Source organism: Longimicrobiales bacterium (genome assembly GCA_029245345.1).
Taxonomy (GTDB): domain Bacteria; phylum Gemmatimonadota; class Gemmatimonadetes; order Longimicrobiales; family Gaopeijiaceae; genus CALFPJ01.
In genome coordinates, this window is the sequence record JAQWPM010000024.1 from 24422 (window position 1) to 46100 (window position 21679).

17 protein-coding genes are annotated in these 21679 nt (G+C 60.8%); 10 read left to right on the forward strand and 7 right to left on the reverse strand.

The genetic code is table 11. The annotated features are described in order from the left end of the window. Positions 1-17: 17 nt before the first annotated feature. The 3 genes from P8L30_15240 to P8L30_15250 all read right to left on the reverse strand — a co-directional run bounded on the left by P8L30_15240 (position 18) and on the right by P8L30_15250 (position 3240). Positions 18-746: a hypothetical protein gene (locus tag P8L30_15240; GenBank protein ID MDG2241559.1), complete on the reverse strand. Its 729-nt coding sequence runs from the start codon at positions 744-746 to the stop codon at positions 18-20. A 166-nt stretch (positions 747-912) separates the two neighbouring features. Further along, on the reverse strand, positions 913-2574 hold the full coding sequence (ggt, locus tag P8L30_15245; GenBank protein MDG2241560.1) for a gamma-glutamyltransferase: 1662 nt from the start codon (positions 2572-2574) through the stop codon (positions 913-915). A 27-nt stretch (positions 2575-2601) separates the two neighbouring features. Continuing rightward, positions 2602-3240, reverse strand: a complete 639-nt coding sequence (locus P8L30_15250) for an MBL fold metallo-hydrolase (GenBank protein MDG2241561.1) — start codon at positions 3238-3240, stop codon at positions 2602-2604. A 236-nt stretch (positions 3241-3476) separates the two neighbouring features. Between P8L30_15250 and lon the strand changes: the two genes are divergently transcribed. Then, positions 3477-6002, forward strand: coding sequence for an endopeptidase La (lon, locus tag P8L30_15255; GenBank protein MDG2241562.1), 2526 nt, complete (start codon positions 3477-3479; stop codon positions 6000-6002). Positions 6003-6070: 68 nt separating this feature from the next. Here lon and selD read toward each other — a convergent pair whose 3' ends face one another. Beyond that, positions 6071-7135 (reverse strand): selenide, water dikinase SelD, encoded by a 1065-nt coding sequence (gene selD, locus P8L30_15260; protein ID MDG2241563.1) that lies wholly within the window; start codon positions 7133-7135, stop codon positions 6071-6073. A gap of 173 nt (positions 7136-7308) precedes the next feature. Here selD and P8L30_15265 point away from each other — a divergent pair, with 173 nt between their 5' ends. The 4 genes from P8L30_15265 (at position 7309) to P8L30_15280 (ending at position 9727) form a co-directional block, all read left to right on the forward strand. Continuing rightward, entirely contained in the window at positions 7309-7467 is a 159-nt protein-coding gene (locus P8L30_15265; protein MDG2241564.1) for a hypothetical protein, read from the forward strand. Beyond that, positions 7464-7679, forward strand: a complete 216-nt coding sequence (locus P8L30_15270; GenBank protein MDG2241565.1) for a hypothetical protein — start codon at positions 7464-7466, stop codon at positions 7677-7679. Before P8L30_15265 ends, P8L30_15270 begins: the two co-directional genes overlap by 4 nt. Positions 7680-7772: 93 nt before the next feature. Further along, a complete protein-coding gene (locus P8L30_15275) occupies positions 7773-8630 on the forward strand; it encodes a tetratricopeptide repeat protein (protein ID MDG2241566.1) in 858 nt (285 codons plus the stop codon). Then, the gene (locus tag P8L30_15280; protein ID MDG2241567.1) at positions 8627-9727 is read left to right on the forward strand and encodes a glycine cleavage T C-terminal barrel domain-containing protein; all 1101 of its coding nucleotides are present in this window, start codon (positions 8627-8629) and stop codon (positions 9725-9727) included. The genes P8L30_15275 and P8L30_15280 overlap by 4 nt, the downstream gene beginning before the upstream one ends. A gap of 36 nt (positions 9728-9763) precedes the next feature. Here P8L30_15280 and P8L30_15285 read toward each other — a convergent pair whose 3' ends face one another. Both P8L30_15285 and P8L30_15290 read right to left on the reverse strand, forming a co-directional pair. Further along, a complete protein-coding gene (locus tag P8L30_15285) occupies positions 9764-10240 on the reverse strand; it encodes a peroxiredoxin family protein (GenBank protein MDG2241568.1) in 477 nt (158 codons plus the stop codon). Continuing rightward, complete coding sequence (locus P8L30_15290) at positions 10133-10414, reverse strand: redoxin domain-containing protein (protein ID MDG2241569.1); 282 nt, start codon at positions 10412-10414, stop codon at positions 10133-10135. Before P8L30_15290 ends, P8L30_15285 begins: the two co-directional genes overlap by 108 nt. Before the next feature lie 210 nt (positions 10415-10624). Here P8L30_15290 and P8L30_15295 point away from each other — a divergent pair, with 210 nt between their 5' ends. Beyond that, on the forward strand, positions 10625-13438 hold the full coding sequence (locus tag P8L30_15295) for a hypothetical protein (GenBank protein ID MDG2241570.1): 2814 nt from the start codon (positions 10625-10627) through the stop codon (positions 13436-13438). Between the two features lie 4 nt (positions 13439-13442). Next, on the forward strand, positions 13443-15572 hold the full coding sequence (locus P8L30_15300; GenBank protein MDG2241571.1) for a prolyl oligopeptidase family serine peptidase: 2130 nt from the start codon (positions 13443-13445) through the stop codon (positions 15570-15572). Here P8L30_15300 and P8L30_15305 read toward each other — a convergent pair. Beyond that, positions 15569-16555 (reverse strand): YpdA family putative bacillithiol disulfide reductase, encoded by a 987-nt coding sequence (locus tag P8L30_15305; GenBank protein MDG2241572.1) that lies wholly within the window; start codon positions 16553-16555, stop codon positions 15569-15571. The genes P8L30_15300 and P8L30_15305 overlap by 4 nt on opposite strands. Before the next feature lie 129 nt (positions 16556-16684). Between P8L30_15305 and P8L30_15310 the strand changes: the two genes are divergently transcribed. From P8L30_15310 to P8L30_15320, 3 genes are read left to right on the forward strand one after another with little or no spacing between them, the layout of a single operon-like run. Then, positions 16685-16942, forward strand: coding sequence for a hypothetical protein (locus P8L30_15310; protein ID MDG2241573.1), 258 nt, complete (start codon positions 16685-16687; stop codon positions 16940-16942). A 4-nt stretch (positions 16943-16946) separates the two neighbouring features. Further along, the gene (locus tag P8L30_15315; protein ID MDG2241574.1) at positions 16947-18617 is read left to right on the forward strand and encodes a D-aminoacylase; all 1671 of its coding nucleotides are present in this window, start codon (positions 16947-16949) and stop codon (positions 18615-18617) included. Positions 18618-18653: 36 nt separating this feature from the next. Next, positions 18654-21635 (forward strand): PEP/pyruvate-binding domain-containing protein, encoded by a 2982-nt coding sequence (locus tag P8L30_15320; protein ID MDG2241575.1) that lies wholly within the window; start codon positions 18654-18656, stop codon positions 21633-21635. Positions 21636-21679: the final 44 nt, after the last annotated feature.

Below are 21679 nucleotides of genomic sequence, written 5' to 3' on the forward strand. Positions count from 1 at the left end.
GGAGCCGGATCACTTCTTTAGCTCGATGGGCACGATGGTGTCCACGCCGACTCGGAGAACCATCGCCCGATCAATTCGTGAAGTCTCGGGTCATGCTCCAAGAGCTCTTCGCGGGTGTTCACGTGGTTGTGAATGCCCTTCTGCTCGACTTGGTTCGCGCCGAACCACGATTGCACGCCTTCGGCCCAATATTCCTGGCGGCTCTCGTTGGAGTAGGTGTCGGTCCACAGCCCTTCGCCTCGCGCTTGCCAGAACAGCGCGTCCAGTTCGGCATCGAAGGCAGGGTCGATCATGGCGATCACCAGCACGTGCAGTGTGTGCGCGAACTCGTGCACGAGAATGCTCTCTCCGGAATAGGAGTCACCGGACGAGCACAGGAGGTTCTCTTCGCCAACAGTAGTGAGCGGCAGCGCTAGCGTGGCTCCTCGTCCGCGCGCCCGGGAGTCCCAGTCGATATCCGGATCGTCACTAAGGAACTTGTGCTCAGGGATATCCGTCGTGACCTCATTCTCCGACATGACCGCGATGAACGCCTTCGCTTCGACGAGGAAAGCCCACCATAGCGTGCGGTCTTCGATCATGCCTTCGGCGACCTCCACGGCCAACTCGAGCGCGCGATCTTGGACCTCATGAGATCCGACGATCGCGACCTGATTCGTGGCGATGATCTTCCTGTAGAACCCGTGCATGGCGTAGATGCCGAGCAGCGACGGGTGGCAGTACGGTCCCTCACACGGCGCGACCACGACGGAGTCCTCTCCGGGTACAAGAACGGAAGGTGGAGCTGCCGCATCACCATTGCAGCTAAGCGCGAACAGAATCAGCGCCCAGAGGGGTGCCGAGCTGAGGAGCTGCGCGCCGGGTCGGAGGGGTCTGCTGACGTGACCGCCGCTTGAGCGGCCTGAGTTGGGGCTAGTGCCCTGCAGCCATCCCATCTTTTCTCGGGTCGGAGGCCGCAGCCCATCCCTTGGGTAGCTTGAGCACCATCTGGCCGCCACCAAAAGCGACACCCCGCCATTCACGTAGGGTGTGGCCGAGTCCCTCGAGCGAGGCCGTCATTGCGTCGTCGATGTTTTCGACCGCGACAGATGTGCCGTTGAAGTGCCGGAAGCGCGCCGCATCGATGGCTTCCTGCGGGTCCATCCCGAACTCGACGACGTTGAGCATGACCTGTACGTGACCCTGAGGTTGCATGGCGCCACCCATCACTCCGTAAGACATGTACGGCTCCCCGTCTTTGGTGACGAACGCCGGGATGATGGTGTGGAAAGGCCGCTTGTTCGGGGCGATCTGGTTGGGGTGGCCTTCTTCCATCGTGAAGCCGGAGCCGCGGTTCTGGAGCATCAGGCCCGTCCCGGGAATGACGGTTCGAGATCCGAAGTACCCGTAAATCGAGTTGATGAACGAGATCATGTTGCCGTACTGGTCGGCGATTGTGAGATAGATCGTCTCCGAGGCGGTGTACGGCTGGCCCGGCTCCGGGCGATCCGCTGCATGCATCGGGTCGATCAGTTCGGCACGGCCCGCGAGGTAGGCGTCGTCCAGGAGCGCTTCTGGTTGCACGTCCATGTGGTCTGGATCAGCGACGTATCGGGCCAGGTCCGCGTGGGCGAGCTTCTTGGCCTCGATCAGAGTGTGCAGGTACTGGGCACTGTTGTGACCCATCCCGAGCAGATCGTACCCCTCGAGCATCTTGAGCATCTGCAGGGCCGCGACCCCCTGACCGGCTGGCGGCAACTCATGAAGGGTGTACCCCTTGTAGTCCACGCTCATGGGCTCGACCCAGCGGTACTCGTGGTTCCGCAGATCGTCGATGGTGAGGAAACCGCCCAACTCATCCAGCCCCGTGATGATTTGCTGACCGAGTTCACCGCCATAAAACGTCTCGATGCCGTGTTCGGCGACGCGGCGGAACGTCCGAGCAAGATCTGGATTCCTGAACCAGTCACCCGGCTTCGGAGCCTCGTCGTTGATCAAAAACGTGGCGGCTGCCCCGGCGTCACCTCGTAAGCCGTTCACTGTGCCTGCCCAATCCTGCGCGATGATGGGAGAGACCGGGAAGCCTTCGTCGGCAATGCGGATTGCAGGAGCTAAGGCGTCGGCCAGCGAGATCGTGCCGTGGTGTTCGATCAGGGCGTTCCAGCCAGAGAAGGCACCAGGAACCGTGACCGAGCGCGCTCCGCTCCCGGGCACTCGTTCAGTGCCGTCGGCAATGAGCTGCGCCAAGTCGATCTTCGAACCGGATCTGCCGCTGGCGTCTAACCCGATCAGGCGGCCTTCCTCGGCAGACCACAGGATGGCGAACATGTCACCGCCCGCGCCGGTCATGTGTGGTTCGACCACGTTCAGCACCGCCGCCGCAGTCACCGCAGCATCGATCGCGTTGCCGCCCGCTTGAAGGACCTCGAGTGCCGCACTGGTGGCTAAGGGATGACTCGTCGCCGCCGTGCCGCGCGGTGAGTAGACCGTGGAGCGTCCCGAGTTCTTGGCAGGGCTCTGGACCGGACCGTTCAACTGGGCCGCCAGAGGTTGGGCCGCGAGAGCCAGAGCGAGAAGTGCGGTGATGGTGCGCATGGGTCCGCCTTGAGAGTTGCTATGTAGTTAAAAAGAATGGGCTTCACCTGCGCGTTCCAATATGAGGACCTCTCCCGAGAAGAGGTCATTGAGCCGCTCAATATGTTCGAGTGTGCCGTACTTCTCATCCCAGTGAATAGGGATGATCGTCGATGCGCCGCAGGCGTCGCCCGCCCGGGCGGCATCTTCTACGCCCATCGTGTAGTGGCCGCCGCAGGGGAGAAAAGCCACATCACATCGAATACCGAACATCGATGGGATGAAATCGGTATCTCCGGCGTGGTAGAACGTCGTGCCTCCGATATTGAAGACGTACCCCAGCCATCCCTCTTCTGGCGGATGAAATTTGCTGTCGACGTTGTGGGCAGGTACGGCGAGCACGTCGACCTCACCAATCTGGAGCATGTCGCCGGGCCGCATGAAATGGTCCGCGTCCGCCAACTGATGTTTCATGCTGGTGGGCGCCACGATCACCGTCTCTGGGGTCCGGACCCTCGCGATGTCATCCTCGGAGAAGTTGTCGTAATGAGGATGAGTGAGGAGGACGAAATCAGCCTTTGAGCCGTCCGGTACATGGAGGGGATCCACGTGGATCTCCAGGCCCAGCTGCTTGATGCAGACAGACGAACCTTGGAACCATGTGATACCGCTGAGCAGTTCGCTCATAGTAGATCCCCGACCGGTGGCGCGGAGAGTAACGAGGTGCCAACCTAACTCTCGCCGTCTAGGTGAAAAAGTGGCGCGGTACGTATGCCTGTCACCGCCACATTGGCAGGATTTCATGCGGTCCGGGCACGAATAAGGAGGTTTGGCGTGGCAAGAAACCTGCACCAAGCTCCGTACTGCCTCGGCTCGCGGACTCATGCATACGGTCCGGGGAGACGACCCTGACCGATATAGAAATGCCTGACGCCAAAGGCGCGGGCGAAGAGAGAGAGGATTCCATGGGCGAGCGTTTCACGCTTCCAGTGCTACCGCTACGGGACACCGTCGTGTACCCGGGCGTAGCTGTGCCCATTTCGGCTGGTCGACCTGGCACGGTCGAAGCCGTCCAAGCAGCTTTGGACGGAGACCGCCGCATGTTCGCTGTTGCACAACGAGAAAACGTCGACGATCCGCTTCCTGAGTACCTGTACAATGTGGGTACCGTGGTCCGGATCATTCAGACTCACCGGGTTCGTGGAGGCGTGCAGCTCCTAGTGCAGGGCGAAGGCCGTGCGCAGGCGTTGTCGTATCACGACGAGGGTGAGTCGATGATGCACGCGGTGCTCCTAGATATGGAGAGCCAGGAACCCCGCAATGAGGCGGATCCGGCCTTCCAAGCGCTGGACCGCGAGTTGCGGGACCGCGCCGCGGAGCTGGGTACCCGTCGGGGCGTCCCAGCAGAAGCGTTGAATCAGCTGATTCAGGGGGTCGACGAGCCAGGTCCGTTCGCGGATCTGGTGGCGTTCTACCTGGAGCTCGAGACGTCCGACAAACAGGATTTACTCGAAACGCTCGACGATGAAGACCGGATGCGTTCTTGCCTCGTCGCGGTGGAGCGTGAACTCGCCCGTATCGACGCTCAAGAAGACATCCAGGCCAAGGTGCAGACCGAGTTGGGTGAACGTCAGCGCGAGATGCTCCTGCGTGAGCAGCTGAAGGCGATCCAGAAAGAACTGGGTGAAGAAGAGGAGCGCGATGACGTCGAGGAGATGCGAACTCGCATTGCCGAACTCGATCTCAGCGAAGAACAGCGCACCGAAGTCGATCGTGAACTCAGGCGCCTAGAGCGTACGAGCGCGCAGTCGGCTGAGTATCAAGTCATCCGTACGTTTCTGGAGTGGGTCACAGAGCTTCCGTGGAGCGAACGTACAGAGGAGAAGATCGACCTTTCGAAAGCTCAGCAGATTCTGGAAGACGACCACCATGGCCTCGAAGATGTGAAGGATCGAATCGTCGAGTTCCTGGCGGTGCGCAAGCTCCAGCTGGATCGTGCCGAAGAAGCGGAGAAAGGTGCCTCAGGTAATGATGCAGCTGGAAGCGAGCCGCATTCGGGCCGAGGTCCTATTCTACTGTTCGTCGGACCACCTGGTGTGGGTAAGACGTCGATCGCTCAGTCGATCGCGCGGTCCTTAGGCCGGAAGTACGTGCGCATCTCATTGGGTGGCGCGCGCGACGAAGCGGACATCCGCGGGCATCGGCGCACCTATGTAGGTGCCATGCCAGGACGGATTATCCAGGGCATGCGTTCGGCGAAGAGCAAAAACCCGGTCTTTCTATTGGACGAAGTCGACAAACTCGGCGTCTCCTTCCAGGGAGACCCGAGTTCGGCGCTGCTCGAGGTGCTGGATCCCGCCCAGAATTCAACGTTTGTGGATCACTATCTCGGCATCCCGTTCGATCTTTCGGAAGTTCTCTTCATTGCGACGGCGAACTACCTAGACCGCATTCCAGGCCCGTTGCTCGACCGTATGGAGCGCGTTGACTTCGCCGGGTACACCGAGCGCGAGAAGCTTCAGATCGCCAAGAAGTACCTGCTGCCACGTCAGCTGAAGGAGAACAGCCTCACTGCGGGCGAACTCCAGATGACGGACAAGGCGGTTCTCAGTGTTGTGCAGAAGTACACACGGGAGTCCGGAGTGCGTCAGCTCGAGCGCGAGGTCGGCAAATTCGCGCGGAAGGTGGCGAGGAAAATCGCCGCCGGCACCATGAAGAAGATCAAGGCGACTGGGGACGACGTTCGCGACCTGCTCGGACGTCCACGCGTGCACCCCGAAACGTTGGCAGCCGAGGATGTAGTCGGCGTTGCTACGGGGATGTTCTACACGCCCATGGGTGGTGACATCATGTTCGTGGAAGCGAGCGTGATGCCGGGTGAGGGTACCGGCGGCTTCTTGCTCACTGGTCAGCTTGGCGACGTCATGAAGGAGTCCGGTCGGGCGGCACTGTCGTACACGAAGGCACACTGGGAGGGGCTGGGGATTCCTGAGGAGTCATTGAAGGGTCGTGAGATTCACATCCATGTCCCGGCAGGAGCGATTCCCAAGGATGGCCCATCAGCGGGTGTCACCATGGCGACCGCACTCGTGTCGGCCGTGTCGGGCAGGAAGGTCCGCCGCGACGTGTCGATGACTGGTGAGCTCACGCTCACGGGGCGGGTGCTCCCGATTGGTGGAGTCAAAGAGAAGGTGCTCGGTGCGGTTCGGGCGGGGATCAAGCAGATCATCGTGCCTATCGACAATGAGGCCGACTTGGACGACATCCCGGATGAGGTGAGGAAGAAGATCACGTTCCACCTCGCTGAGACGCTCGACGACGTGCTGGCCGTGGCACTTCGCGGCGGCTTGAAGAAGCCTGCGGCGAAGAAGGAGCTGGCTAAGAAGGCTGCGCCGAAAAAGAAGGCGGCCGCGAAGAAGAAGGCATCCGGAGGCACCGTTCGGGCTTAGATCCCTAAGTCGACCGAAGGTCCAGCGGGCCGCTTTACCTTTGGGGGTAGAGCGGCCCGTTTTTTTAACTAGGCCTCGACTCTGATCTTCCCGGGTTCACCTTCAGTAACTTCACCGATCACCGCAGTCACAGGTGCCTGTCCGTATAGGTCGGCCATGAGTGGTGCCAATATGTCAGGCTTCACACACATGAGCATGCCGCCAGACGTCTGCGCGTCGGCGAGCAGCACCCGCTTGATCTCGTCGACCTCGCCAGAGAAGGTCACGTCGGCTGCCACGTCTTCCAGATTGCGCTTCGATCCTCCGGAAATATGACCGCCGATAGCGAGCTCTCTCGCACCGTGCATGACAGGGATGTCGCTGGATCGCAGGTTAGCCGCGGTGCCGGATGCCCTCATCATACCGCGGAGGTGCCCGAGTAGGCCGAAGCCGGTGACGTCTGTGGCCGCGAGCACGCCTCCGTTCACCATGGCCGCCGCCGCCCCGGCGTTGAGCGTCGCCATGATATCCACAGCGTTCGCGATCACATCATCCGGCGCCTCGCCTTTCTTGATCGCTGTCGCGATCACTCCGGAGCCGATGGGCTTGGTGAGGACCAGCAAGTCACCGGGCTTCGCGCCGGTGTTGGTCACCATGTGGTTCGGGTCGACTTCTCCGATCGCGACGAGCCCGTACTTCGGCTCGGCGTCATCGATCGTGTGCCCGCCCAAGGTCGGTATGCCGAGGCCGCGCGTGACATCGCTTCCGCCCCGCAGGATCTCATCAAGGATGCCCTCGGACAGCAGCGCACGAGGGAAGCCCACCAGGTTGAGCACGAACATGGGCTTCGCCCCCATGGCGTAGATGTCCGACAACGCGTTCGTGGCGGCTATGCGGCCAAAGTCGTAGGGGTCATCGACTATGGGCGTGAAGAAATCAGCCGTTACGACCAAGGCACGGTCGTCGGTTAACCGATACACAGCAGCATCGTCGCCGGTCGTATGACCGACGAGGGCGTTCGGATCTTCCACCGGCAGGACGTGACGCAGAACCTGCGCCAACTCGGACATCCCGAGCTTACATGCTCAACCGGCTCCGTGACTGAGCTGGGACAGCCGAATCTTCGGCCTCTGGTCCCTTGGCTCGTTCGCCATGGTCTCCTCTCGGGATGGGGGAAGTAAAGTCGAGCGTCCACGAAGTTGGGGGTGGAAGCCCGTGCTGGGAACCGCTTTCAGGGCAGTTGCCCCAGATAGATACGGCCGCGTTGACGAAATTCGACACATGCCGCGTCCCTTTATGTATGAACTCTCCCGTCAACGTTCCTGTCATGGCCGCGCTCTTTATCGCGATCGGATCGGTGCTCTCGCTCGTCGCGGTCGTTTCGATGTACCGCGAGGGCAGAATCTTGAAACGGCTGCGCGCTAGGCCGCTGAAGCCGGTGACGATCCTCAGTGTCCATTGGGCGCTGTGGTGCTCTACCCGATGATCGCGATCTCTGGGCTCTTCTTCCCTATCGAGGTCCTCAGTCTTCCGCTGCAGCTTGTGGCCTACTCACTTCCGACAACGAATGCCAGTGCCTTAATGACCGGGATCTGGGACGGAGCAGGGTGCGGTGCCCATGGGTGGAACGTGCTTGGTTTGGTCGCAGCCATGGCGTCGTCGCTCGCGTTGTCTGCCAGGGTGTTTCGCTGGGAGTAAGGCCGCGGCGGAAACCAACACGGACGGAAGTGTACCCATGGGTCCTGTCACGATGTGTGCCGCGCAATCCACCTTCTGACCCAGCAGAGGCCATTGGCCACTCCGACTCTCGACACACGCCAACTCCTCGCGAAGGAGCTGTCTCGGACGGAACCCGAGATGGACCTCGCGCGAGCGTTTCTGTTGGTGGCGAAGGAAGAGTATCCCCAGCTCTCTGTGGAGCTGTATCTGGCCCGGCTGGATCAACTCGCTGAAGAAGTCAAAGATCGACTCGCTGACGAAACGGCGCCGCTCATTGTTCTCTCCGAGGTGGTCGATACGCTGTATCGTCGGCGAAAATTCAACGGCAATCGGGAGGCCTACTACGACCCCAGGAATTCGTTTCTCAACGACGTACTCGATCGCGGCACGGGGGTCCCGTTGACCTTAGGGGTCGTCCTGCTCGAAGTAGGCTGGCGTCTGGGCCTCCCTCTCGAGGGGGTGAGTTTTCCCGGCCACTTTCTCATTCGATTCAACGGTGAAGCGATGGACCTGCTGCTCGACCCCTTCGATGGAGGGAAGGCCCGCTTCGAGGACGAAGCGCAGGAACTCCTAGATCGGGTTTACGGCGGCATGGTCCGCCTCCAAGATGCGTTTATGAAGACGGCCGATCGGCGCAACATGATCGTGCGACTGCTTACAAATTTGAAGGGTGTCTACGTGAACGTTGGAGACAACAAACGGGCGCTCGCCGCCGTTGAGAGGATCCTCATGGTGACGCCGACGGCGCCCGCGGAGAACAGGACACGTGGTGTGCTTTTGGCACGGCTGGGTCGGCGCGATGAGGCTGCGGAGCAGCTCGAACGGTATCTCCGGGTTTCCCCTAGCGCCGCAGACTCCCAGACCGTGAGCGCGATGTTGAAGGATCTCCGGGAAGGCCGAGATCTGTCGAACGACGTGGGGGCCGTATGACGCCGAGCAGCATATGGACAGATATGGAAGCCGCAGGAGGGATCGCCTCCGACTATCACGGACGCTCTCTCATGCGACACTTCGGAGACCCGGCGGGCGAGTATCAGGCTGCGACGATGAAGGTCGCTGTCTTCGATCGTAGTCATCGAGCTCGGCTGGCGATCACGGGACGTTCTCCGTCCCAGATGCTGAATGGCATTCTTACGGGGCGGCTACCGTCCGCGCCTGGTGCGGCCGGAGAGGGCGTCATAGGCGGGGCTGCCACGTACAGCACCGTCCTGACCCCGAAGGGTAAGATGCTCACTGATTTGTGGGCGATCTCCCAGGGAGACGATGACGCTGAACAGCTTCTGCTCGATGTCCCGGTCGCGGGGGTCGAGGCACTGATTGAGAATTTCAAGAAATACCTACCACCTCGATTCGCGGCGGTTGCAGACGTGACTCCGGACACGGGGATGATCACAGTGGTTGGCCCGGAGTCAGCTGCGGTCCTGTCGCGACTTGCCCTCGGACTCCGGGTCGGCATTGATGACCTCACCGCGCTCCAAGAGGGCGAGTGGCGGTCGGCTGGAGAGTCAGCGGTGGATGGACTTCTGGTCATCAAGACCGAAGAGGTCTGGCCTGACGCGTACACGGTCGTGGGTCCAGCTGAACCCGTGGCCGCGCTCTGGCGCGCTCTGGTTTCGGGGGGTGCTCAGCCCGCGGGCCTCGGCGTCTGGTCCACACTGCGTGTGGAAGGCGGTCGACCCGTGTTCGGAACCGACATGGATGAGAACACCATTCCGATCGAAGCTGGTATTCACGACAGAGCGATCGATTACCAGAAAGGGTGTTACACAGGGCAGGAGGTCATCATCCGTATTCGAGACCGCGGTAGGGTGAATCGCCACCTACGCCAACTGCACCTCGGTGATGTACCGACCCCAGCCAAGGGCACCGAACTCCTCTCTACAGATGGGTCTGAGAAAGCAGTCGGGTGGATCACTTCGGCGGTTCAATCGCCCAAGTATGGCGAGACGCTTGCGTTGGGGTACGTACGAAGGGGCGTGGAAAGCCTCCTTCTCAACGGAAACGAAATCGGGGTCCCGACCGAGTAGCCGAGACCCCGAACCATCGTTGCGACGTGGTGCCCTCTACATCCCTTCGAGCTCCGCGAGTGCTGCCAGGATGTCCTCGTTCTCCGGCCGGACCCGGTAGTTCACCTCGGTGAATTTCCAGTGCACGCGGCCCTCCTTGTCGATCACATAGGCCGTTGGATGCGGAATCGCGCGTCCTTTGCCGTCTTCGCTGTTGAAGAGCCCGTACCGATTGATGATCGTCGCGTCCGGGTCGGACAACAGCGCGAAGTCGATCATGTAGCCGTCGTTTTCTTCGGCCACCCGATCGACCATCATTTGGAGCATTTCCGGACCGTCTGAAGAAAGTGCGAGGATCTCAGTCCCTTCGCGCTGTTCCGGGGTCATGAAGTCTTGCAGCTCACCGAGCTGCTTAGCGCAGTAGGGTCACCAGTGGCCTCGGTAGAAGAGCAGCACAACGTTCTTTTCCCCGCGGAAACTCGAGAGCGTGGCGACCGGCCCGGCCAGTGTATTGGCGGAAAAGTCGGGTGCCATATCCCCGGCTTGGACCCGCTCGAGGTCCACACCGAGTAGGTCGAGCCCGTCCACGGGGCCCAACACGATTTCCTTCATCTCTTCCACCACGGCTTCGGCTGTCTCATCTGCCACCCCACATCCGCCCATCCCGACAACGCCCGCTGCGATGAGTGAGAATGCGTAACGTCGCATTCGGTTCTCCACAGTTGCGTGAGTCCAGCAGTCCATATTCTTCGACACCCTATAGAGTCTTCTTGCTGAGCGCCAAGCCGTAGGAGTCGGTAGTGGTTCCTCGTGTTTCCGGATTCGTTTGACGGGACCGTACTCGGTCTCGACTTTCCTCAGCCTACATGCATGCGGTCAATCACGTCGATGGGCCCAGAACATTAAGGAGTGAACCCGATGCCCGGTTCGCGTCTCGTCCGACTTTTCTTCGTCTTTCTTGCTGCCGGTTCGTCTGTGCCGACCACTGTGGTGGCTCAGGAAGACACTCCAGTCGTCAATCAGTCCGACAATGTTTTGCTTCGGCCTATGGTATGGCGTTCGATCGGCCCCATCGGACAGGGCGGACGAGTTGACGACATCGCGGTCCGTTCGGACGATCCGTTCACCTACTATGTGGGCTTTGCCACGGGTGGGCTCTGGAAGACCGTAAACAACGGGACGACGTTCGAGCCGATCTTCGACGAATACGAGACGCACTCGGTCGGAGCGCTCGGTATATCCATGTCGGATCCCGACGTGCTTTACGTGGGCACTGGAGAGTCGAACAATCGACAAAGTTCTTCCTTCGGCGCGGGCATGTACAAGACAACGAACGGAGGTGAGACCTTCACCTTCGTCGGTCTTCGCGAGACCCAGTCGATCTCGCGGGTCATCGTGCATCCCACGGACCCCAACACGGTCTGGGTTGCGGCGAACGGCGCTCTCTTCAGCGCCAGCTCTGAACGCGGCGTGTTTAAGACGACTGACGGTGGCGCGACATGGGACCATGTGCTGTCCATCGACGAGAACACCGGCGCCACGGACCTCATCATCAAGCCGAACGATCCTGATCACCTGATGGCGGCAACCTACCAACGCCGCCGCAGTGCCTGTTGCTTCGTGGGTGGTGGTGAAGGAAGCGGGATCTGGGCTTCTGGTGACGCCGGAGATACGTGGAGCAGAGTGGAGGGGAATGGTCTGCCGAACGGCACGATGGGCCGAATCGCACTGGCGACGACCCCCGCGAACCCGGATATGATCTACGCCCAGATCGAGGTCGCCGCGGACAACGAGCGCGAACTCAACGACGATGAACGTTCGGCTTGGCAGACGCTCATTCGTGAACAGAACCCACCGGACGATCAGCAGTGGAACGGGGTGTGGCGCTCTATGGACGGAGGCCAGAGCTGGCAATTCCGCAGCAATGAGAACGGGCGGCCGATGTACTTCAGCCAGATTCGTGTCTCGCCGACAGACCCCGAACTTCTCTACACGGTAGACCAGCAGGTCGCGAAGTCCCGTGACGGAGGACGCACGTGGGAGACTCTCACGGGCTTCGGACACGTGGATCAGCACGCGTTGTGGATCAACCCTGCCAATCACGATCACATCATGATCGGGAACGATGGCTCCATCGACGTCTCTTACGATCAGGGTGAGAACTGGGAGTCGATTCGCACGTGGGCTGTAGGCCAGCCCTATCATGCGTCAGTCGATATGCAGCGGCCGTACAACGTTTGCACGGGCCTACAGGACAATGGGACCTGGTGCGGACCCAGCTCGGTCCGCGCTGGCAACATCCTGCCCCAAGACTGGTTCAACGCCGGGGGAGGAGATGGCTTCTATACCCAAATCGACCCCACCAACCCGGACATCATCTACTCCGAGTCTCAGAACGGGAACGTGCGGCGCATCAACCTGGCGACCGGTGAGCAGCCGAGCATTCGTCCCCGTGGAACGGGTGGCCGTGGCGGTGGGGGTCCGAACATTGTCCCGGCGCCTTCAGCCACGGATCAGATCCGCTGGAACTGGAACACGCCCATTCTCCTCTCCCCGCACAATCCGAGCACGGTCTATGTTGCCGGGAATCGCTTCTTCATCTCCCGTGATCGAGGTGATACATGGACCATGTCAGAGGACCTTTCCAAGAACATCGATCGTGACGAGATCGACCTGATGGGTGTGCAGAACGATGTGCCGCGCTGTGCACAGCTCAATCGTGGTATCGAGTGCAACCTCTCCCGCAACGATGGTGTGACGATGTGGAGCGCTGGTGTCACCGTTGCGGAGTCGCCTATCCAGCCAGGCGTTCTTTGGATGGGCACGGACGACGGCAACATCCAAGTCAGTCAGAACGGTGGCGCGACGTGGACCGAGGTGAGCCGCAATCTCCCGGGTGGGACCACGCAGTACTACGTGTCTCGGGTGGAGGCTTCTCATCACGATGTGGCAACGGCCTATGTCTCCATTGACGGGCACAAGTCAGGTGACCTCAAACCGTATGTCTACGTGACGCGCGACTACGGGCAGACTTGGCAGGATATCAAGTCCAATCTCCCGGACTTCGGGAATGTGAATACGATCCGTCAGGATCCGCGCAACGCGAACATTCTATACGCGGGCACCGAGTTCGGCTTCTTCATCTCGGGTGACGACGGGCAAGAATGGCACAGGTTCATGAACGGCCTGCCGGTTGTCCGGATCGACGATGTGCTGGTGCATCCTAGAGACAACGATCTCGTGCTGTCGACCCATGGCCGGTCCATCTACGTCATGGATGACATCACCGCTCTCCAGGATGTTACGACGGAGATTCTCGAAGAGGAGTTTCACCTTTTCGAACCACGTGAGTCGGTCCAGTGGAAGTTGGACCGACGCTCGAACCGGTCGGTCACGGGTGACAAGAACTGGGAGGGTGAGAACGCACCGGTGGGCTCCGCGATCCACTACTACCTGGAGGACGCTGCAAGCGGTGACGTCACGATCACGATTACGGATGCCGTGACGGGGGAGGTCTTCCGGTCCATAGAAGGCACCGGTGTTGCCGGCCTGAACCGTGTGCAGTGGGACCTACGGAGTAATCCGCCCGAGAACGGTCGTGGCGGCGGTGGCGGCTTCGGCCGGAACCGTGGTCAGCCAGCGACCCCGGGCGTCTACCGCGTGACCGTTTCGGTGAACGGCGATGACTACACTACGACCGTCCGTGTCCTCGAAGACCTGTGGATGAACTGATGACATGATGAGCTTTAAAATGAAGCGATTGGCTCGAGGACTCGGTGCGCTAGCCCTCGTCGCGCTCCTTGCGGCGTGTAGCGAGCGATACCCGCCACCGCCGGACGCACGGATTGATCCGGTAGTGGACGTCATCCAGGGCATCGAGTTCGTCGACAACTACAGATGGCTCGAGGATCAGGAATCGGCGGAGACCCGCTCCTGGATCGACGCTCAAAATGCCTACGCGGAGACCATCGTGGGGCAGGGGCCCGTCCGTGAGCATCTCCGCGCGATTCTGAGGGATCGCCTCGACGAGGACAACGTCGGTGGGACAAGGAAGATCGGCGACTTCGAGTACTTCACCATGAGGCGGCAGGGCGAAGAGGTTCCGGTGATCTATCGCAGGCCAGCCCCGGCGGACGACGACGAAGCCGAGGAGCCCACGGTGGATGAGGAGTACGAGGTCTTCATGGACCCGGTGGACCTAGATCCCACGTATCGAACGTTGATCGAGATGATGGGTGCGTCACCGGATCAGACGCTGATGCTCTATTCAATCCGACAGGGCGGCGCGGACGAGTTAGAGATCCGCATCAGAAATCTCGAGACGGGTGAGGACCTTCCCGATTATCTCCCCAACGCTCTATACGGTGGTGTGCAGTTCGACGAAGAGGGCACGGGCTTCTACTACACGCACAGGTCACGCGTCGATGGGCCGCGCGTCCGCCATCACACGCTGGGTGAGGACTCGTCCGAGGACGAGGAAATTTGGGGTGAGGGTTATGGCCCGGAGGTGTTTGCTAGTATGAATCGAGTGGGAGGGGGCCGGTATCGGCTCTATTCGGCGCAACACGGCTGGGCCCGCAGTGATCACTTTATTCAGACCGGCGATGGCGCGATACGTACCATCGTTGAAGGCGTCCCGGCACACTTTCAAGTCCGCTTTCGGGGCGGTCAGCTTTTCATCCGGACGGACCATGAAGCATCTAATTTTCGACTCGTTGTAGCCGATCCAGACAACCCGACCCCCGATGCTTGGTCCGAACTGATCCCTGAGAGCGAGGATCTTCTCGAGAGCTACCAGTTTGTGGGAGACAAGATCGTCGCGATCTACCTGCACGAAGTGGAAAACCGTGTGCGGGTCTTTGAGATGGACGGCACGCCCGTTGGTGAGGTCTCCGTACCGGAACAGTCGACCGTCTCTGTCAGAGGCGCAGGTGACGGAAAGGCGACACTCACAGTGGTCGGATACCTGACGCCTGCCACGGAGTATGAGGTCGATCTGGAGACTTTGGAGGTCGAAATGACGGAGCCTCCGGAAGGTTCTCCAGAGGGATTCGAAGTCACTAAGCTCTGGTTCACTTCGACTGGGGGTGCACGAGCTCCGGTGTATGTGATGCATCGCGCCGGAATCGCACTCGACGGAAGCCACCCGACAATCTTGAACGGCTACGGTGGTTTCACATCGAACATCAAGCCGAGCTTCTCGACGACACGCATGGCGTGGCTGGAGATGGGTGGGGTCTACGCGGTGGCAACGCTCCGGGGCGGGACCGAATTCGGGGAAGCGTGGCACCAAGACGGCATGCTCGAGAACAAGCAGCACGTCTTCGACGACTTCATCGCCGCCGCGGAGATGCTGATCGACGAAGGGTACACGACCCCTGACCATCTCGGCAGCAACGGTGGCAGCAACGGTGGACTGCTCGTGGCTGCTGCGATGACGCAGCGACCGGATCTCTTCCGGGCCGTGTTATGCACCTATCCTGATCTGGACATGGTTCGGTTCTATGCATTCCAGGAGACGAACAACATGCCGGCACTGCTCGAATACGGTGATTCTCGTATTCCCGAACACTTCGACGTGATCCGTCAGTACTCACCCTATCAGGCGGTACGGGACGGGGCCGACTATCCGGCAGTCATGTTGGCTACCGGCGACCTCGACACCCGAGTGCCACCGCTGCAAGCCCGACGGATGACTGCGCGACTCCAAGCAGCGACCGCGTCCGGGCTTCCCGTGATCCTCTGGTACGACGCCCGCGGTGGGCATGCGGCAGGGCGTGGTCGCCCGATGACCCTACGGATCGAGGATACGGCCCGGGAGCTAACCTTTATGGCGCAGCAGCTGGGTCTTGAGGCTCCCAACTAACGTTTCGCGAGCAGGTCCGCCACGATCAAACTGCCGTGCTGTCGGCCGTTTTCGATGAAGACCTTGTTGGCGTTGTGACCGGCAGCAATAACCCCCGCGATATAGAGACCGGGAGTGTTCGTCTCCATGGTCTCTAAATCGTGATGCGGTTTGCCGGTCTCGTCGTCGATCTCGACGCCGAGACCGCGAAGTGTGGAGTGGTCTGCCCGCCATCCCGTCATTGCAACGACGAAATCGTTGGAGATCTCGGTTGTGTCGCCTGAAGCATCACTACGGATCACCACTGACGTTGGCTTGATTTCCGTAATACGACTGTGCCAGTGCACGCCGATCTCGCCCTTTTCGAGGCGATTGGTGATATCGGGCACGACCCACGGCTTCACCCCGCGATCGATCGTGTCCATGAAGTGCACAAGCGTGACGCGTGAGCCGTTCCGGTACATCTCGAGTGCCGATTCTACCGCGGAGTTTCCGGCGCCCACGACGAGCACGTCCTGGGCGTAATATGCGTACGGTTCGTGGTAGTAGTGGTGGACCTTGTCCAACTCCTCACCGGGTACTTCGAGAAAGTTGGGGTGATGGAAACCACCGGTCGCGAACACAACCGATTTGGCACTGAAGATCTCCTGGGTCCCGTCTCGTTTGGACGTGCGTACCGTGAAATCACCTTCGCTTCCTGAGATCTCGTCCACGTTCTGGTACTGACGGACGTCCACGTCCCAGTGTTCGACAACGCGCCGGTAGTATACGAGCGCCTCACGACGGGTCGGCTTCGACTCGGGGATGGTGAAGGGTACATCTCCCACCTCGAGCATGAACGCCGTACTAAAGAAGGTCATGTAGTACGGGTAGTTCGTGAGCGACTGGGTGATGCAGCCTCGATCGAAGAGGACACATGACACACCGGCCTTCTTTGCAGCGGCGCCTACGGCGATGCCGCAGGGGCCAGCGCCGACCACCAAAAGTTCAAGTTTATTGCTCATGCTTGAGACTCTACCTAATCGCCTGTGCGGGTTCCAGTCACCCGAGCTGGGCCGGGCGATTGCCGTGGGTTGTGCTGCCGCGCACCTTGAAAATTCACGGCGAGAGAACCATCCCGACCTCCACGACATATGACGACTGCTGAGACCGAAGCGCGGAAGGCGCTAAATCGCCTCAGGCGCGCAACCGAGAAAGCAGAGCGAGAGCTCGAGACGCTGACCGGGGCGCTCCGGCACGCGGAGGGTGGCGATTTTCCTGCGGAGGTTTACGAAGAAGTGGAAGCAGCCGTCCGGCGCGTGCTCGATTTCACCGACGAGGAAGGAGTCCGGCTGCAGGAGAAGATCCTGCATGCTGGCGGTCTCGAGCCGGGGAGAGTGCGACGTGGGTAAGGACATGAATCGTCGCACCTTCGTGCGAGCGTCGGCCGTAGCGGGGGCCGGGTCCTTGATTGCTCCCGAGCTCGTGTGCGGCGCGCGACGGGCTGACTTGGTTCTCCGTGGGGCGACAGTGTTCGACGGAACGGGTCGGGCAGGTCGAGAGGTCGACGTGGGACTCACTGGGGATCGGATCACTGAGATCGGTACGAATGTGGCCGCCGGCTCGAACGAGATCGACCTCCGTGGACTCGCACTGGCGCCCGGCTTCATCGATGTGCACTCGCACGCGGATATGTCGCTCCTCATCAACAACAACGCCGAGAGCCGCATTCGACAGGGAATCACGCTCGAAGTTGTAGGACAAGACGGAGGTTCCGTCGGGCCCTGGTCCGACGCGGGGTTCGAAGCCACTCGTGATCGGTACGACCGACAGTATGGAATCGACATCGACTTCCGGGATCCGGTCGGCTTTCTCGCTCGAATGGATCGCGAGGGAGCGGCGGTCAACGTTGCTACGATGGTCGGCAACGGTGCATTGCGTGGCTTCGTGGTCGGCAACGAAGACCGGCCGGCGACGGACGCTGAACTCGCCCGGATGAAGGAGATCCTCAGGGAGCAAATAGCGGGCGGCTGTGTCGGCTTGTCCTCCGGTCTCGAATATGCGCCGAGCGGATTTGCCGACTCGGCAGAACTCGTCGAACTGGCCACCGTCCTGCGCGGGACGGGCTATCCGTATGCCTCGCACATGAGGAACGAGGACGACCGGCTGCTTGCCGCGGTTGAGGAAGCGCTCCATGTCGGCCGTCTGGCGGGAGTGCCGGTCCAGATATCGCACCTGAAGGCTCAAGGCCAACGCAACTACTGGAAAGCAGATGCGGCGCTCCGGCTCATTGAGCAAGCACGGGCGGATGGGGTCGATGTGCACTTCGACCGCTATCCCTACACCGCCTATTCGACCGGCCTCTCGAATCTATTTCCGTCGTCGTCTCGGTCGGGTGGAAATCAAGCGTTCCTGGCCCGCCTGAGAGATACCGCCACTGCAGGTCGACTCGAGGCGCAGGGCCGGGACAAGGTTGCCCTGCTTGGCGATTGGAATTCGGTCCAGATCACCAGCACGAACGAAGCAACATCGTGGGCGCGCGGTCGGCGAATGGGCGACCTCGCGCAGGAGCGAGGAGTGGAGCCCTATGCTCTGACCCTCGAGTTGCTCGAAGCGAACGGGGGTGGCGTCGGCATGATCGGACATGGAATGGGGGAGGAGAATACCGCGAGGATCCTCGCCCACCCGCTCGGCATGATGTGTTCGGATGGGGGTGCATATGCCCCGTATGGCCCGCTCTCGACAGCTTCTCCGCACCCCAGAGGATACGGTTCTTTTCCTCGGTTGCTCGGCCACTATGTGAGAGACACCTTGGCGCTCACGCTCGAGTCCGCCATCCATAAGGTCACGCAGATGCCGGCGCAGAAACTCAAGCTTGACGGACGAGGTGTCATCGAGGTCGGAGCGTTCGCGGATCTAGTCTCGTTCGATCCCGCCACCGTGGCCGATCGTGCGACATTTGAGGACCCTCATCAGTACCCGGACGGCATTCCGGTCGTGGTTGTGAATGGAGTGGTGACACTGCGCGACGGTGAACACACGGGCGACCGTGCTGGGCGCGGAGTGAGGGGTGGTGGAAGCGTGTGATGACGCACACAAGGAGGCCGGCTACCGGCTGATGTGATGAAGTCCTTCTTCGACTTCTCTGAGCGCTTTGGCGCTCGTACCGGCGGCTACCGCGATCTGATGAGCCGCCAGGTCCACCATGTTATGCTCGTGTCGTCACTGTACGAGTCCTTCATCCTCGCCGAAGATGGCCAGCTCCACGAGCAGGTCCTTAGGAAGTTCATAGAGGCCTCGCCCCGTGAGCCCCCCGCACTGACGCGGGTATCCTCCGGACGGGAGGCGTTGAAGATCCTCGAGTCGGGTCACCGCCGAGTCGATCTCATTGTCACGAGCCCGGACATCGGGGACATGAGCGCGACGGATCTCGCCCAGTCGGTCACAGACGGCGGGTACGACGTCCCGCTCGCCATCCTCGCGTACGATCGCGAGGAGCTACGTGGCATCGAGGAGACCGGAGGGCACCCTAACATCTTGGGGCGCTTCTTATATCAGGGGGACGCCGGGATCCTGCTGGCGATCGTGCAGTTGGTAGAGGATCGCCTCAATGTAGAGCGCGACACGCGCATTGGGGTGCCTGTGTTCCTCGTAGTCGAGGACAATGTCCGCTTCTACTCGGCGTTCATGCCGCTGATCTATACGGAGCTGCAGAATCTCTCCGATGCGGTTCAGCTGGAAGCTGGTAATCGTGTGCAACAGATTATGCGTGCCCGCGCTCGTCCGAAGGTGCTGCTCGCTACGACGTACGAACGTGCGTTCGATGTTTTCGATCAGTACAAGTCGTCCATTATGGGTGTCCTCTCAGACATGCGGTTTCCAAGAAATGGCGTGACCAGCGATACGGCAGGAGAGGACCTGCTGCAGGCGATGCGGGCGCTCGATTCGGAAGTTCCGGTAGCTCTCCAGTCGTCCCATGAGGGCAACCGGGAGGTCGCTAAGGAACTCGGCGTCGGCTTCATGCTGAAGGGCTCTCCTGACTTCCTTGGACAGGTCAGATCCTATCTGTCGTCTCATCTCTTCTTTGGCGATTTCGTCTTCCGGGACAGCTCTGGGGCCGAGATCGAACGTGCGCCCGATTTGAAGAGTCTGGTGGGACTCCTGAGCACGGTGCCCGGCGACAGCGTCGCGTTCCACGCACGACGGCACGATTTCTCTCGCTGGTTGCGCGCTCGCGGGGAGTTCGGCCTAGCGGGTAAGCTGCGTCCCAGGGCGGTCGGTGATTTCGAGTCGGTTGAAGAGCTGAGACTGAGCTTGGTCGATGACATCGATCGGTATCGTCGGGAGCGGAATAGAGGGTCCGTAGTTCCGTTCCGATCGGAGCTGTTCGATGGAGAAGAGGGGCTGGTACAAATCGGGGGTGGGTCTCTCGGGGGTAAAGGGCGTGGGTTGGCTTTCGCGAGTCGACTCATAGATGAGGTGCGGATCACGGATCGTTTCCCTGGCGTGCGGGTCACCGTGCCCGCCGCCGTCGTTCTAGGCACCGAGGTGTTCAACCGATTCCTGGACGAGAACGAGCTTCGGGCCTTCGCTCTGCAATGCGAAGACGAAGACCAGATCCGGGCCCGTTTTCTGGCGGCGGAGCTTCCTGAGGACGTGGTGGAAAAGTTGCATCGAGTGATGGAGGTGGTGCAGACCCCTATCGCGGTGCGTTCGTCGAGCCTGCTTGAGGACTCGCCCCAGCAACCGCTGGCCGGAGTCTACGGCACGTGGCTCCTACCCAACGATCACGCCGACATCGATGTCCGTCTCGAGCAGTTGCTCGATGCGGTGAAGCGCGTATATGCGACCACGTATGCGTCGAACGCTCAGTCGTTCATCGAGGCAAGCCAGTACCGCCTCGAAGAGGAGGCGATGGCCGTAATCATTCAACGCGTGGTGGGGGAAAGACATCAGGATCGGTTCTACCCGCATTTCGCAGGTGTCGCACGTTCCCACAACTACTACCCCACGCCTCCAGCTCGCCCAGAAGACGGGATCGCGGCCGTGGCATTGGGGCTGGGAAAGACCGTCGCTGAGGGTGAGCCGTGCCTTCGCTTTGCGCCGCCCCATCCGGGTCACATTCTCGAACACTCGTCCGTGGAGGACATCCTCGAACACTCGCAGCGGGTCTTCTACGGCCTCCAGTTGGGGGAGCCACCCCCGGCCGGCGGCTGGGAGCGTGATGGGCCGATTATCCAGTTCCCCATCAAGGTTGCGGTGGAAGATGGAACATTGCTCTCCATCGGGTCGACTTACTCCGCTGAGAACAATGTGGTCTACGACGGGCTGGGTCGGCCGGGGGTCCCGCTCGTGAGTTTCGCCCCGATTCTTAAACACGGGGTCTTTCCGTTGGCGGAGATCATTCGGGAGCTTCTGATCCTTGGGATGGCGGGCACACGCTCTCCGGTGGAAATCGAGTTCGCCGTGACGTTACGGACTGGTGAGGACGCGCCCTCGGAACTGGCCTTCCTGCAGTTGAGGCCGCTCGCGGTGACGCGGGAGGAGGGGGATGTCCGCCTAGGTGACATTGGAGACCGGAGTATAGTCGTGGAGAGCCCGGCGGTTCTGGGTCACGGGCGCATCGACAACCTCCGGGACATCGTGGTGGTCGACCGTAATCGATTCGACCGAAGTAGGAGTGCCGAGTGCGCCGAAGGAGTGGCTCGAATGAATGCGCGACTCAAGTCCGAGGGTCGTAACTATGCTCTGATCGGCGTGGGTAGGTGGGGTTCGACTCACCCATGGCTGGGGATTCCTGTAGGGTGGGAGGATATCTCTGGCGCGCGCGTCATCGTAGAGGCTGGCTTCCGGGATTTCCGCGTCACGCCGTCTCAAGGAACCCACTTCTATCAGAACATCACCTCCCTTGGAATCGGCTTCCTGACCGTCAACGATAGTGTCGACGAAGGTGTTGTAGAATGGGAGCGGTTAGCGGAACTTCCAGAGGTAGAAAGTGACGGAGTCGTTCGACTTCTGCGTTTTGACGAACCGATCCTGGCTGTAGTCAACGGCCGCGAAAGAAAGGGCATTCTGGCTATTCCAAACGCGACTGCGTCGGTCTGAGCCGAACTCCGCAAAGTCCCTCCCCGACATTCTGATCCTCGAAC

Bases quoted from the DNA above. Each gene is read 5' to 3' on its own strand.
- ggt (MDG2241560.1), bottom strand. From the start codon at position 2,574: ATGCGCACCATCACCGCACTTCTCGCTCTGGCTCTCGCGGCCCAACCT.
- P8L30_15250 (MDG2241561.1), bottom strand. From the start codon at position 3,240: ATGAGCGAACTGCTCAGCGGTATCACATGGTTCCAAGGTTCGTCTGTC.
- lon (MDG2241562.1), top strand. From the start codon at position 3,477: ATGCCTGACGCCAAAGGCGCGGGCGAAGAGAGAGAGGATTCCATGGGC.
- P8L30_15265 (MDG2241564.1), top strand. From the start codon at position 7,309: ATGGCCGCGCTCTTTATCGCGATCGGATCGGTGCTCTCGCTCGTCGCG.
- P8L30_15270 (MDG2241565.1), top strand. From the start codon at position 7,464: ATGATCGCGATCTCTGGGCTCTTCTTCCCTATCGAGGTCCTCAGTCTT.
- P8L30_15280 (MDG2241567.1), top strand. From the start codon at position 8,627: ATGACGCCGAGCAGCATATGGACAGATATGGAAGCCGCAGGAGGGATC.
- P8L30_15290 (MDG2241569.1), bottom strand. From the start codon at position 10,414: ATGCGACGTTACGCATTCTCACTCATCGCAGCGGGCGTTGTCGGGATG.
- P8L30_15295 (MDG2241570.1), top strand. From the start codon at position 10,625: ATGCCCGGTTCGCGTCTCGTCCGACTTTTCTTCGTCTTTCTTGCTGCC.
- P8L30_15300 (MDG2241571.1), top strand. From the start codon at position 13,443: ATGATGAGCTTTAAAATGAAGCGATTGGCTCGAGGACTCGGTGCGCTA.
- P8L30_15305 (MDG2241572.1), bottom strand. From the start codon at position 16,555: ATGAGCAATAAACTTGAACTTTTGGTGGTCGGCGCTGGCCCCTGCGGC.
- P8L30_15310 (MDG2241573.1), top strand. From the start codon at position 16,685: ATGACGACTGCTGAGACCGAAGCGCGGAAGGCGCTAAATCGCCTCAGG.
- P8L30_15315 (MDG2241574.1), top strand. From the start codon at position 16,947: ATGAATCGTCGCACCTTCGTGCGAGCGTCGGCCGTAGCGGGGGCCGGG.
- P8L30_15320 (MDG2241575.1), top strand. From the start codon at position 18,654: ATGAAGTCCTTCTTCGACTTCTCTGAGCGCTTTGGCGCTCGTACCGGC.